This window comes from Mucilaginibacter sp. P4_D1 (assembly GCF_056401935.1).
Genome location: NZ_JBFUIJ010000013.1, coordinates 35,060 through 47,773, shown reverse-complemented (window position 1 = coordinate 47,773; position 12,714 = coordinate 35,060). Strand labels below are relative to the sequence as shown.

Genomic DNA, 12,714 nt, shown 5'->3' with positions numbered 1-12,714 from the left:
AAACATACTAAAATGAAAAGAAGAAATTATATATATATATCGGCATTGACACTTACTATGTGCCTAAATGCATGTAAAAAACCGCTTGATATTAAGCCAACGGGGTCAATTGATCAAACTCAGGCCATATTAACAGCAAAAGACGTACAAAGTACCCTTGTAGGTACTTATAACCGCATGGCACAGTCAGGTGTGTATGGAGGAGAAGTATTCTTATATTCTGATTTACTGGCAACCCAAAACATTATTAACTGGACGGGTACTTTCCAGGATCTTACCCAGATGGTAAACCAGGAGATAACCAATGATAACAATTTTGCTTTAACTACATGGCAGGAAGGTTACCAGGTTATAAACTTGAGTAATAACGTGCTGGCTAATTTGAAGCTGATTACCGTTGCCGATGACGCCCAAAGAACCGAAGGTGAAGCAAAGTTTATCAGAGGCTTAATGTATTTTGATTTGGCAAGGCTTTATGGGAGGGCCTGGAACGATGGTAGTCCGTCAACAAATCTTGCTGTACCGATTGTATTAACGCCAACAACCGTAGTTAGCGATGCGTCATACGTTCCGCGCTCAACTGTTGCTGCTGTTTATGCACAGGCCATTAGCGATTTGACTGATGCCGAAGCGAAACTACCCGAAGATAATTTGTTTTATGCCAATAAATATTCAGCATCTGCTATCCTGGCCAGGCTTTATTTACAGCAAGGTCAATACGCTAAGGCGGTTGCTGAAGCTAACAAGGTGATTGCTTCAGGGGCTTTTGACCTTACTGCTACTTACGACGCTGAATTTCCTAACGGATCAGATGCTGCGCACTTTGATAATACGTCTGAGGATATATTTGCTATCCAGGTAACATCTCAGCAAGGTGTTAACTCTTTTAATACATTTTATGCTTCATCGGGTTTTGGTGGCCGTGGAGATATCAGGATAAAATCGAGCTTTTTAGCAGGTTTTGAAGCCGCTGATGAACGCGGGAAATTTTATACGGTAACATCTGTTATCAGGACAAAAAAATTCAATAACAATTTTGGTAATGCTCACGTGGTGAGGCTTGCTGAAATGTACCTGATACGTGCCGAAGGAAATATCAGAAGCAATACTGCTGTCGGTGCTACACCACAAAGTGATGTTAACACGATCAGGGCAAGGGCTGGGCTGGCCGGAAAACCTGCTGCAGATTTTGTTCCTGTTGGTGGTACACCAAATCCGTTAGGTGTAGCTGATATATTAACGGAGCGCATACACGAACTGTCGTTCGAAGGTGGTTTCTTCCTACAGGATGCCAAGCGTTTACAGCAAAATGTTGGTGCATTACCCTATAATTCACCTAAATTGATATTGCCTGTTCCATTGCGTGAAATACAGACCAATCCTAAACTTGTACAAAACGAAGGTTATTAATCAAATTGAAATAGTTTTAAGAACCCCGGTGGCTTTATGCCGCCGGGGTTCTTTAGTATAATGGTAGTTGTTTCTCGTTTATAACGTAAGCACTTATGTCACGGCGTCTATCAAACAAGGGCCATTGGCGAAGCATAACTTGCTTATCCCGCTAAGTGCGCCGGACGATTCACGCTGTCTTTTTAATGCCCTGGTAATGAATCACGCTTGCAGTACGCTTCGTTATTATCTCTTCAAAGGCTTTAATATTCCATACGTGGCAACGGGTGTAGCCAGTAAATCACCCGTCAAATTGAGACTGCTTCATTTTCGTAGTTATCAACTATAGCTGCTTTTTCCTGCCAACAAATAAGGCCATTCAATACTGAACGGCCTTAATACTTAAGTTTAAAATTGGGTATCTTATTTAGCCTTAAAGGGCTTTGGTTTTTTAACAGGGTAGTGCGGCTTGCCGTTAGGATAAACTTCCGGAGCACCTACTAAGGTCATCGCGCAACGGAAACCAACTTCGGCACTTGACTCGTCCTCGTCCATAAAGCGACGGGTGGCGGGGTTCATCCAAAAAGCAAGGTCATTCCATGAACCGCCTTTATAAACTTTGGAATGGTCATTTACCAATGAGGTTGTACCATACAGCGCAGTGCTAACAGTATCTTTTTCGCCCCTGAAATCGGGATCGTATTTTTTGCCCGAATCTTTAACCAATGATGCAACTGCGGCTTTAGTAGCCGCCGCGTTGGCTGGTGTTCCTGGTGCTGCAACGGCGCCGTTAGCAGGTGTGCCTTGCGCAGGTGCACTGTTCACAGTGTTTGGATCCTGGCCTTGCTGTAATGCCAGGTAATCGGCATATTTCATTTTTTTGTTTGACTTGGCCGGGTCTTTAATTGGCTTGCCATATTTGTCTTTAGCATATAAGCCTTTTGATGGATCAGCTAAGCGTTTGTTGGTATACTGGTTACCACGGAAGGGATTAAAATCTTCAAATTCTTCAAACGATGTTTGACGATAAGTATCCTGCACCCACTCGTTAACATTACCCGACATTTGGTATAAGCCAAAATCATTTGGCGGGTAGGTACGTACCGGCGCTGTTATGTCGGCTTTATCATTTAAGTAACCGCCCACGCCCATGTTGTCACCGGCTCCTCTTTTAAAGTTGGCCAAAATTAAACCACGGGTTTTGCTTTTTGCCGAACGAACGCCCATTCCGTTCCATGAATACATTTTACCGTCATCAATATTTTCAAACTGCGTATTTCCGGCCAATGCCAATGCAGCATATTCCCATTCAGCTTCTGATGGTAAACGGTAAGCTTGTTTTAAAATACCATCTTCCATACGTACCGGCCTTACGGGTTTTGCATTTTTGCCTGTGCCGGCAGCAGCGTTAGGGCTTAAGTTAGGCAGCATTTTTTTACCGTCTACGCCGGTGCCTCTCATCTGTCCGTTAAGATAAATATCGGTGTTAAAAGGCTGCGATGATCCGTTTGCAGCGGTTGCACGACCACCATTTTTACCTTTTGCATTTTGATCTTTCCAGGTTACTAAACGCCCGGTTTCGCGTAAAATATTTTCATTGGTACGGTCGGTACGCCATGAGCAATAATCCTGTGCCTGATCCCAGCTAACGCCTACAACCGGGTAATCCTGAAATGCAGGGTGACGAAGGTAGTTATCTACGTAAGGATCGTTGTATGATAACGGTTTACGCCAAACCAGGGTATCTGGTAAAGCATTGTAATATAATTCGCGGTCTTGCGGGAATGTAATGCTTAGCCAGTGCAAATAATCCAGCCAATCCTGGTTAGCTACTTCTGTTTCGTCCATATAAAACGAGGGTACGGTTACCCTGCGCCTTACATTGTTATAGTCATAGGTTACGTCCTGATCGGCACTACCGCCCATTACAAAGGTACCACCTTCAATAGGTACCAGGCCCGGACCAGGTGCGGGGTGTGTTTGCCTGTAACGCTCGTAGCCACCATTGCTTTTGTTATTATAAACTAACCCGGTTTTTTGCGATACCGGTGGTTTACTACAGCTGCTTACCAATGCACATGCGGCCGCAAGGGCTAAAGCAGTTTTAGTAAAAAGTATTTTCATAATTTTACAATTATATTAATGACGTAAATTTAGAAAAAAATGGACATAATGCTAACGCTAATGTGCCTTCTTCTAAATAAATCAAACAATTATCAAAGTTTTTAACGAAAAAGTACGGCAAATAGTTGCAATATTTTGTTTTTTTTGAGGGTTTGCTATTAAATATTCCTTTAAAAATCCCATCTAAATTATGGGCCTATATTTATCAATTAAAATAATAAAGCTAAATTGCACCCAATGAAGTTTTTTACATTTCGGAATATAACCTTCTTATCATTGTATTTAGTGCCATTTACTGTTGTGGCGCAAACAAGTACTGATGGTAGCACATATAGAGGATCACGTGTTGAGGTGCCTTTTTTGAACATTACCCCCGATTCGCGTTCGGGTGCAATGGGCGAGGCGGGTGTTGCTATTTCTCCGGATGTTAATGCCAATTTCTGGAACCCCTCAAAGCTTGCATTTCTTGAAAGCAATGATGAACTTTCGTTGTCTTATTCTCCATGGCTAAGGCACCTGGTTCCCGATATCAGTTTATCCTATTTAAGCTATGCCCATAAGCTGGACGACCGTAATACACTTGGGGCATCGCTGCGCTACTTTAATTACGGATCGCTTCAATTGAACGACGATTTTTCAAATAGCCAGGGCACCTATACGCCAAATGAATTTTCGCTTGATGTGAGTTATGCACGCAAGTTTGGCGAAGGTTTTTCTTTAGGGCTAACCGGGCGTTTCATCCATTCAAGTATTTCAAGTGTTTCGTTTGCGACAGCCGGATCAACTCAGACCGGCCGTGCCGGGAATGCTTTTGCTGCCGATGTATCTATGTTTTATAAAACCACTTATGGGGATGATAACCTGTTTGCTTTTGGCGCCAATATATCTAACATCGGTACAAAAATCAGCTATACTACCAACGGGCCTAAATATTTTTTACCTGCCAATTTAAAGTTAGGCGCTGCTAATACCTGGAACCTGGATGAAAATAACCAGATAACGGTTGCTTTTGATGTAAACAAGTTGTTAACACCAACGCCGCCTGTTAAAGATGCTAATGGTAATATTATAAGCGGTAAAAATGATGATGTATCGGTACCGTCGGGTATTTTTCAATCATTTGGTGATGCACCTGGCGGTTTTAGCGAAGAACTGAAAGAAATCAGCCTATCGCCAGGGGCCGAATACTGGTATAATAAGCAATTTGCCATACGTGCCGGTTATTTATATGAAAACCCAGGCAAAAGCGACAGGCGCTATATCACCCTTGGCTTCGGCCTTAAATATGATATTTTTAAATTCGATTTCTCATACCTGGCAGCCAGCCAGCAAAATAGTCCTTTGGCCAATACCTTGCGTTTTAGTTTGTCGGCAAGTTTTGGCGGTACCTCCAATGTGTCAAAATAATAATGGGTAAAATTAAAGTAGGGTTTGGTTTTGATGTTCACCAGTTACGTGAACAACACCCATTTGTTTTAGGCGGTGTTAACTTAGAGCACCACGCAGGCGCTTACGGCCACTCAGATGCCGATGTGCTTTTGCATGCCATTTGCGATGCATTGCTTGGCGCCGCTAACATGCGCGATATAGGTTTTCATTTCTCCAATACCGACAATCGTTGGAAAGGTATCAGCAGCCTTATCCTGCTTCAGCATGTTGTTGAACTTATAAAAGAAAAAGGCTTTAGTATCGGCAACATTGATGCCATGGTATGTTTGGAAGCGCCTAAGATAAATCCGCACATCCCGGCTATGAAGGTTCATATAGCCAAAGCGGCATCTATAAGTGAAGATGATATATCAATCAAAGCTACCACTAATGAGCAACTGGGATTTATAGGCCGTCAGGAGGGTGTTGTTGCTTATGCGGTTTGCCTGATCGAAAGAGAATAACCTAAGAGGCAAGTGAGTCAAGGCAAAAAATATTCCAGACGCGGGATATTTTTTGTCTTGACCTTCATGCAGTTCTTCAGCCTACATGTACCACTTTTTTACCACCCAAAATAGTATTGCGGCAGTTATTAGCAAGATAACAATAATATATATTGCCGAGTTATTCTTCTTTTGATCGCCTTTAATATTTACGTTACCCGTCCGCTTCAGCACGCCCCATCCGCTTAACTCGCCTTTAAGGGCTTTGCGCATCGATTTAAACAGTACGTAATACATTAGCTGCCTCCACAGGAAACGTTGTGGTATAATGTAAACAAGCTTCCTGTAATCTTCTTTTTCCATACGGAAGGCTATGATGCCCACAATGAAATCGACAACCACGAAGGCCACATAATAGATGAGCATTTTCTCCGGCTTTTCGCCAAATAAGGCAAAGATCATCATCAAATCTGCCAGCGGCGAAAACAGCGGTAATATGATCTGGAAGATGAGAATATTAGGCATCCCCACCATTCCGAAGAATTTGTATTTTTTGTTAAACAGCGCGTCGCGGTTTTTCCAGAAACTTTGGATTACACCAAAACTCCAGCGGAAACGTTGTTTAAGCAACATATCGATAGTTTCCGGAGCCTCGGTATACGCAATAGCCTCGGCACAATTTCTTACAATATAGCCCTGTTTAAGGATACGCATGGTTAAATCGCAATCCTCGGCCAATGTATCATAAGTAAAGCCGCCAGCCCGGAAAATGGCTGATTTGCGGAACGCCCCGATAGCACCAGGCACTACCGTAATGCTGTTGATGAGGTCAAAAGCACGGCGGTCCATATTTTGAGCGGTAATATATTCTATCGACTGCCAGCGGGTGATGATATTGGTTTCGTTGCCAACTTTTACCGTACCTGCCACAGCGCCAATTTCCTCATCGGTAAAGTAGCTCATTAAGTGATAAATGGCATCGTTTTTAAGTTGCGTGTCCGCATCAATACACACCACAAAATCGCTGGTGGCATGGGTTATCCCAAAGTTTAATGCCGATGCTTTACCACCGTTGGGTTTAGTTAATATTTTAACCAGCGGATGCCCGTCATAGGCTGCAGATACTACCGCGAAAGTGTCGTCTTTGGATCCGTCATCAACAAAAATAATTTCAAAAACGGGATATTCTGTTTTCAATAAGCTTTGTATGGTGGCAACAGCATTTACCTCCTCGTTATATGCAGGTACAATAATACTAACCGGGGGCAGGGGCAAATTATCGCCACGCAGTTTTGCGGTCTTTTTGTTCTCGCTGTTTTGCCTGAGCGCCAATATGGCAATTAAAACAATACGGCCAATGGCCAGGAATATAGCCGACAAAAACACGTATATTAAAAACCAGTTGAAGTAATAATAGCCATGGACTGCAACATCATACATTGGGCCAAAAATCCCAGTATGGTCGTCCTTTATAGGTGGCATCAAGTCATCCTTGGTTTTGTCAAGCACATCGGCAATGGTGGTAAACTCATAACCATGTGTTTTAAAGTAGTGAATAATGGCAGGTAATGCCTTTACCGTTTCTTCGCGGGTGTCGCCGCCGGCATCGTGCAGCAATATCATTGATCCGTTGCCTGCCTGCCTGATGGTGCGGGCAACGATGCTATCGGCGGTTACGCCGGGCTGCCAATCCCACGGGTCAATGGATTCGCCAATGGTGATGTAGCTTTGTCTGCGGCTTTCGGCAACAGGGATAACTTCGGCAAGCGTTTCAGGCTCGGCATCCGCATTAAATGGCGGGCGGAACAATATAGTACTGCGGCCTGTAACCGATTCGATGATCTTACGGGTGGCATTTAGCTCCAGCACCACACGTTGCAGGCTGATGGTTGATATATCGGGGTGGAAAAACGTGTGGTTTCCTATTTCATAACCGTCCTCATAAATGCGCCTGAGGATGGCTATGTTTTTTTCGGCCATGGAGCCCACTACGAAGAACGATGCCGGAACCTTTTCTTTTTGCAGGATGTCAAGAATGCGCGGGGTGTAATCCGGGTCGGGCCCGTCATCAAAGGTTAAAACAACCTTTTTAGGCTTGTACCCATACTTGCGAATCATATACTTGGTAGGCAGCCTTTTATAAGTTTGGGCAGTGATGGTATAATTGCCGGTATCCAGTTTTACGTCAATCTCACCGGTTTGTGGCGTGGTAATCAGGTCAAGCACCTCGCCATCGCCGTCATACTCCACGTTTTTACGGCTGTTTAAACCAACAGATGTTAATCTGCGCATATCTACACCTGTTTTACGCAACGAATCGATAGATAGGTTTTTTTGAAAAAACGACCAAAGTCTGGGATCTTCGGTACCCATGCGCCACAATGCCACGCCGCCTGTTGCCCAATCGTCGGCCATGCGGATAACGTTAAAGTTGGTAGCCGCATCGGCAAAGTAAATGTCATGGTCAAGGCTGTCCTTATCCATGTATGCAAAATGCGAGTTGGCCGATATGGGATCGAAGGTGATCTTGCTTTGGTTTTCCTGTGCGGTACTAATAGCCTGCTGATAGCCGATAGATTTGCCAATGCTGGTTTCGCGCCAGTCATAAGCGCCGCCTGCAAAGGTTAAAATAATTTTTTCGCTGGGGACTTTGCTGCATACGTCGTCCAGAATTTGTTCAACCCAGTGCTGGTTTGATAAATCGCCGGGGTTACTTAATTCATTATGCTCATCAATAGCCATAATGAACAGGAAATCGTTAACATGTTGTAATCGTACAATATCGTACGATTCATCTTCGGGCACTACGTTTTGGGTAACAAGAAAACCCTTCGCTTTTAATGTTTTGTAAAGCTCGGTTTGAAAAGTGATGTAGTTTTTGCTGTTACGGTCTTTTATTTCGTCAAGATCAACATTGATGCCTTTAAACTTATATTTTGTAAGGGCGTTTGTAACGCTATTGATAAAACCGGCCCGTAAAGCAGGATTTTTAATAATGCGCTCAACATCCTTGCTATCATAACCACCCTCCTGGTTGTTTTTATTTACATAGTTTGATAGCGTGAGTATAATTGGCTTATTGTATTTTTTATTAACATTGATGAGACCGGTATCAACTTTGGTAATTACGGTATCAACACCCGGAAGGATGGAAAAGCCTTCGCTTACCACCATATCCAGCTTAGGCATATTGTCAAGCAACGAGTAATAGGCCTGCGGTTCCCATGGGCGGTAAAAGGCAACATTCAGGCGGTCTTTATTGTTGGGGTGCTTGCGTTGGTGTTGTCGTTTGGCACGTTCAAGCGCTTCAATTTCGCCTTTTTGTATCTTGAAAGACCTGTATTTGGTTGACCGTTTGATTTGCGCAAGCTCCTCTTTCGACATTTTTTTTGGCGCCAGGTCAAGGCTCGGCAAGCTGGGGTAATAGGTAGATTTAATGGTAACTATTACAGCTATAATGCCTATTACCAAAAATGCAAGCAGCACACGGCTGAGCCATTTAAAGCGGTTCCATCTGCCGGGGGTATCTGCCTGAAAAATTTGCTTATTTGAAGCCATTAAGTGAGATTACTTCTGGTTTAAAAGTATAGGTAACAAATGAAGATATGATGAATGGATGTTGTAACTTACTTATGTGTTTTGCCAGGCTCGATGCCGGAAAAATCAACACCGCATTTACAATTGCCGCCGCAGCTTTTTTTTGCCGTGAGGCTTTTATACATCATACGGCCAATGTAAAAAACAGCAGCGGCAAAAAGAACAATAACTAAAATTACCTGGATGTTCATAGTGCAAAAATACTTAATTTTTAATATATACGTACAGACGCTTCTAATAGTATATAGTTTAACGTGGCATAAAGGCAATTGTTCCGCCAACCCAGTCAAAATCTTTATTATATCGTACACCAATCATCTTTCCGCGGCTTAGCCGGGCCAAATTTATGGCCAGTGTGGGTTTCTCGTCTCCATCCGGCCAGAGGTATAATAATCTGATTTCGGCCTTTACACCCCCAAGGGGCGACTGTACAACCGGCTCGTAGTTTACTTTTTGCTGTAATATCCAGTTTTCCGGATCTTTAATATTGCTGATATCATCCAAGGTAACATCAATAATTACACCCTGCCCGGCAAAAGAAAACAGGGGTTTCAATACATAGTTCTCCAGGTCGGCCGGCAGGTAATCTACCTGGTGTAAAAACTGTGTTTTGGGAATATAATCGCCGCTTAAAAAAGGCATGGTAAATTTACTGACGCGGTAAAACCAGTTGGGATGGGTTATCCACTCCACATCAAAAGGCTTCCTGATATCAACAACCTTTTCAAAAATCTCCGGATCGTTGTCAATTTCATCAAAAATCAAGCGGTTATAAATACGCTTAATTAATTGATGTTCGCCATTTGCCATGTAAAATAGATGATTACCTTGTTGTACCAGTTCGCTTAAAGATACCACCGGAATGCCAAGGTATTTTTCTGTAATATAAAAGTCGACAGCGGTTTTTTGCTCCGGGGCATTTACATCCATTAAAACCACTTCGGCGGGTTTGCAATCGCCAATAATTGTCCTTTTGAGCAGGTCAATATAAGTAGCCCTGTTTAGCCCGCTAAAATAAACGGTTTCATCATCGGCAATATCAAAAACATCTGCATAAACATCGCCCAGCAAAGCCTGGAAGCCATATAATGACGGAAACCCCTGCATTTCTATCAGCTGGGGCACAATATTGCCATGGGCATCTTTACAGATTCCAAAATCGAGCGCTATAAAATGAGGATGGTTGGTTTCATTGGCAACACGCCACTTATCGGGTATTGCCCGCTCGGTAAGTTCCTTAAAATCGGGCTTCAGTATAGTGCCGATAATGTCATCACCGGCGGCTATCAGTTTGTCGCGAAAATCGGCTGTCAGAAAAACAGGTGTCTCGGCCACACGGAATTGCACAGGATTGTGCAACCCATCATTAAGCTTTGTTAAAAACTCCTGGTATTTTGCGTTGGTAAAGCCCGTGTTAAATGTTTTCCTGGCTGATGGGTTCATATGGTAAAAAAGTTTTATCCCCCCGTCATGCTGGGGAACGAAGCATCTATTTGCCACTTTTAAGGCGGCGATGCATGTTGGTCAACAGATCCTTCGTTCCTCAGGATGACAGCGCTTGATAGCAGTGACAGTATAAACAAACTTAACCAATTTAGTTTATCATTTTAAAAGCCCTCTAACTTTAATCCCCATTAAAAACATTTCAACCTTTTGCCTTTAACCTTTCGCCTTTTACCTTTCCCCTTATCTGAATAAAAATTCCTTAATTTGCCTTGTCAATTAAAACTTAAACCTGGCATTACTACTTTATTTATTCAATGTACAAGAAAAAGATAACCGTTGTTGGCGGAGGAAGCTGGGCTACTGCCAATGTAAAAATGTTGGTTGATAACACTACAGAAAAAGAAGTTTTTTGGTGGATGAGGAATGCGCAGGCTGTAGAACATTTGCATAAGTTTGGCCATAACCCTTATTATTTAAGTTCGGTTGAAATAAAGCTGCCTAAAGAGAATATATCAACAGATTTAAAATTGTTGATACAGGTGGCCGATTTTGTATTGCTAAATGTACCTGCGGCGTTTTTAAAGGAAGCGTTAACCGGTATTACTCCGGCGGATTTGGCAGGTAAAAAAATTGTATCGGCGATAAAGGGAATCGTACCCGATGAAAATTTAATTATAGGCGAGTTTTTGCACCAAAAGTATGGTATTCCGTTTGAGGATTTTATAGTGATAAGCGGCCCTTGCCACGCAGAAGAAGTGGCATTAGAAAAACTTTCTTACCTCACCATCGCATCGGGCGATGCTGCCTTGGCCGCGGAATTTGCGGGGATGATTAATACCAGGTATATTAAAACCAACGTATCTGATGATATTTATGGCACCGAGTGGGGTGCTGTATTAAAAAATGTATATGCTATTGCTGGTGGTATTTGCCACGGAGTGGGATATGGCGATAATTTTCAGTCGGTACTTATTTCAAACGCGATACGTGAGATGGAACGATTTGTCGCCGAGGTGCACCCCATTAACCGTGATATCAAAGAATCGGCTTACCTGGGCGACTTGCTGGTTACAGCCTACTCGCAGTTTAGCCGTAACCGTACTTTTGGCAATATGATAGGCAAGGGGTACACCGTTACATCGGCCCAACTGGAAATGAATATGGTTGCCGAAGGCTATTATGCAGTAAATTGCCTACAGCAGGTTAACAAACAGTACAAGGTAAATATGCCCATTTGCGATGCTGTTTATGCTATTTTGTATCAAAAACAGTCGCCAGTGGTAGAAATGAGGCTTTTGGCCGACAAATTGAGTTAATGGTAATAACATTAACTCAATTTGTTCATTACCATGAAAAATCTATTCAAAATTGCAATGTTTGCGGCCAGTACCTTTATGATATCGCCAGCATTTGCACAAACCCACAAAGACAGTACAATTGGACATAAAATTTCAAAAACCGCTAAAAAGGTTGGTCACAAAACATCACAGATTGCGGCTAACGGAGCATCGGCGGTAGTTGATAAGAAGTACGAAGGAAAGGTTGGGCCTGGCAACCATACGGTTTACATTGATGAGCACGATAAATACTATTACGTGAACAAAAAAGGTCACCGGGTTTACGTAAAAAAATCTCAGCTTATTGACAAGCCGGAAAAATAAAAGTTGTATCTTAACAGTGCAGGTTTAGGCCTGCACTTACCATGTTTGCCATGAAAAAATATTCTTTAGTAATGCCCGCTGTTTATGCCCTTACGTTGTTTGCATTTGCATGTAACAGTAACCAGGCTGCAAAAAGCGAGGTTAACAAAAAATTAATGGGCAAATGGGTATCAAAAGATGGTGCTACTAAACTGGAGATAACAGAAAAAGGTTTTACTACTGATGATGGGCAACCGGTTACTGAAGATTATTTTGTTCAAAAAGATACCATTTTTACATCGTACCAGGGTAGCCGCCCTTATACCAAATTCCTGATCAAAAACCTGGACGATCATAAGCTTACCCTGTTTTACCCCGATTCGGATTTGGTTGAGTTTGGGAGGTAGGTTTAATTCAAAATTCAAAAGTAAAAATTCAAAAAAACGGTTGGGGTTTTAAAATAAAACTCCCATAAAAAACAAAAGCCCCCATGCTGGCGGCATTGAAGGCTTTGTTAACAAAACTAAACTAAAACTGCTTCCTTACCAGGGGAAGCCCATGAAAACTATCTTTTCTTTATTACAATCAAGAGTTAAGAGTCAAGAGGGAGCTGCAATAGCTATTTTGATTCCTGGTTCTTTTTTAAT

Annotated in this window: 10 protein-coding genes; 6 read left to right on the top strand and 4 right to left on the bottom strand. The window is 42.5% G+C overall.

Annotated features, from left to right (window positions below; genetic code table 11):
* Nucleotides 1–12: 12 nt before the first annotated feature.
* On the top strand, nucleotides 13–1,410 hold the full coding sequence (locus tag AC1DV1_RS13780) for a RagB/SusD family nutrient uptake outer membrane protein (RefSeq protein WP_477360075.1): 1,398 nt from the start codon (nucleotides 13–15) through the stop codon (nucleotides 1,408–1,410).
* Nucleotides 1,411–1,812: 402 nt separating this feature from the next.
* Here AC1DV1_RS13780 and AC1DV1_RS13775 read toward each other — a convergent pair whose 3' ends face one another.
* Nucleotides 1,813–3,513, bottom strand: a complete 1,701-nt coding sequence (locus AC1DV1_RS13775) for an SUMF1/EgtB/PvdO family nonheme iron enzyme (protein ID WP_477360073.1) — start codon at nucleotides 3,511–3,513, stop codon at nucleotides 1,813–1,815.
* A 237-nt stretch (nucleotides 3,514–3,750) separates the two neighbouring features.
* Here AC1DV1_RS13775 and porV point away from each other — a divergent pair, with 237 nt between their 5' ends.
* Entirely contained in the window at nucleotides 3,751–4,920 is a 1,170-nt protein-coding gene (gene porV, locus AC1DV1_RS13770) for a type IX secretion system outer membrane channel protein PorV (protein WP_477360071.1), read from the top strand.
* A 2-nt stretch (nucleotides 4,921–4,922) separates the two neighbouring features.
* A complete protein-coding gene (gene ispF / locus AC1DV1_RS13765) occupies nucleotides 4,923–5,405 on the top strand; it encodes a 2-C-methyl-D-erythritol 2,4-cyclodiphosphate synthase (RefSeq protein ID WP_477360069.1) in 483 nt (160 codons plus the stop codon).
* 81 nt (nucleotides 5,406–5,486) lie between these two features.
* Here ispF and AC1DV1_RS13760 read toward each other — a convergent pair whose 3' ends face one another.
* From AC1DV1_RS13760 to AC1DV1_RS13750, 3 genes are all read right to left on the bottom strand, one after another.
* Nucleotides 5,487–8,942, bottom strand: a complete 3,456-nt coding sequence (locus AC1DV1_RS13760; protein ID WP_477360067.1) for a trifunctional glycoside hydrolase family 18/polysaccharide deacetylase/glycosyltransferase family 2 protein — start codon at nucleotides 8,940–8,942, stop codon at nucleotides 5,487–5,489.
* Nucleotides 8,943–9,010: 68 nt separating this feature from the next.
* Nucleotides 9,011–9,172 (bottom strand): FeoB-associated Cys-rich membrane protein, encoded by a 162-nt coding sequence (locus AC1DV1_RS13755; protein WP_147053364.1) that lies wholly within the window; start codon nucleotides 9,170–9,172, stop codon nucleotides 9,011–9,013.
* 58 nt (nucleotides 9,173–9,230) lie between these two features.
* Complete coding sequence (locus tag AC1DV1_RS13750) at nucleotides 9,231–10,424, bottom strand: hypothetical protein (protein ID WP_477360065.1); 1,194 nt, start codon at nucleotides 10,422–10,424, stop codon at nucleotides 9,231–9,233.
* 317 nt (nucleotides 10,425–10,741) lie between these two features.
* On the opposite strand from AC1DV1_RS13750, the gene AC1DV1_RS13745 reads away from it, so the two are divergent.
* From AC1DV1_RS13745 to AC1DV1_RS13735, 3 genes are read left to right on the top strand one after another with little or no spacing between them, the layout of a single operon-like run.
* Entirely contained in the window at nucleotides 10,742–11,743 is a 1,002-nt protein-coding gene (locus AC1DV1_RS13745) for an NAD(P)H-dependent glycerol-3-phosphate dehydrogenase (protein ID WP_477360063.1), read from the top strand.
* A gap of 33 nt (nucleotides 11,744–11,776) precedes the next feature.
* Nucleotides 11,777–12,088, top strand: coding sequence for a hypothetical protein (locus AC1DV1_RS13740; RefSeq protein ID WP_477360061.1), 312 nt, complete (start codon nucleotides 11,777–11,779; stop codon nucleotides 12,086–12,088).
* A 50-nt stretch (nucleotides 12,089–12,138) separates the two neighbouring features.
* Nucleotides 12,139–12,474 (top strand): hypothetical protein, encoded by a 336-nt coding sequence (locus tag AC1DV1_RS13735; protein ID WP_477360059.1) that lies wholly within the window; start codon nucleotides 12,139–12,141, stop codon nucleotides 12,472–12,474.
* The last annotated feature ends 240 nt before the right edge of the window (nucleotides 12,475–12,714 follow it).

Bases quoted from the DNA above. Each gene is read 5' to 3' on its own strand.
- AC1DV1_RS13745 (WP_477360063.1), top strand. From the start codon at position 10,742: ATGTACAAGAAAAAGATAACCGTTGTTGGCGGAGGAAGCTGGGCTACT.
- AC1DV1_RS13735 (WP_477360059.1), top strand. From the start codon at position 12,139: ATGAAAAAATATTCTTTAGTAATGCCCGCTGTTTATGCCCTTACGTTG.
- AC1DV1_RS13775 (WP_477360073.1), bottom strand. From the start codon at position 3,513: ATGAAAATACTTTTTACTAAAACTGCTTTAGCCCTTGCGGCCGCATGT.
- AC1DV1_RS13780 (WP_477360075.1), top strand. From the start codon at position 13: ATGAAAAGAAGAAATTATATATATATATCGGCATTGACACTTACTATG.
- AC1DV1_RS13750 (WP_477360065.1), bottom strand. From the start codon at position 10,424: ATGAACCCATCAGCCAGGAAAACATTTAACACGGGCTTTACCAACGCA.
- porV (WP_477360071.1), top strand. From the start codon at position 3,751: ATGAAGTTTTTTACATTTCGGAATATAACCTTCTTATCATTGTATTTA.
- AC1DV1_RS13740 (WP_477360061.1), top strand. From the start codon at position 11,777: ATGAAAAATCTATTCAAAATTGCAATGTTTGCGGCCAGTACCTTTATG.
- ispF (WP_477360069.1), top strand. From the start codon at position 4,923: ATGGGTAAAATTAAAGTAGGGTTTGGTTTTGATGTTCACCAGTTACGT.
- AC1DV1_RS13760 (WP_477360067.1), bottom strand. From the start codon at position 8,942: ATGGCTTCAAATAAGCAAATTTTTCAGGCAGATACCCCCGGCAGATGG.
- AC1DV1_RS13755 (WP_147053364.1), bottom strand. From the start codon at position 9,172: ATGAACATCCAGGTAATTTTAGTTATTGTTCTTTTTGCCGCTGCTGTT.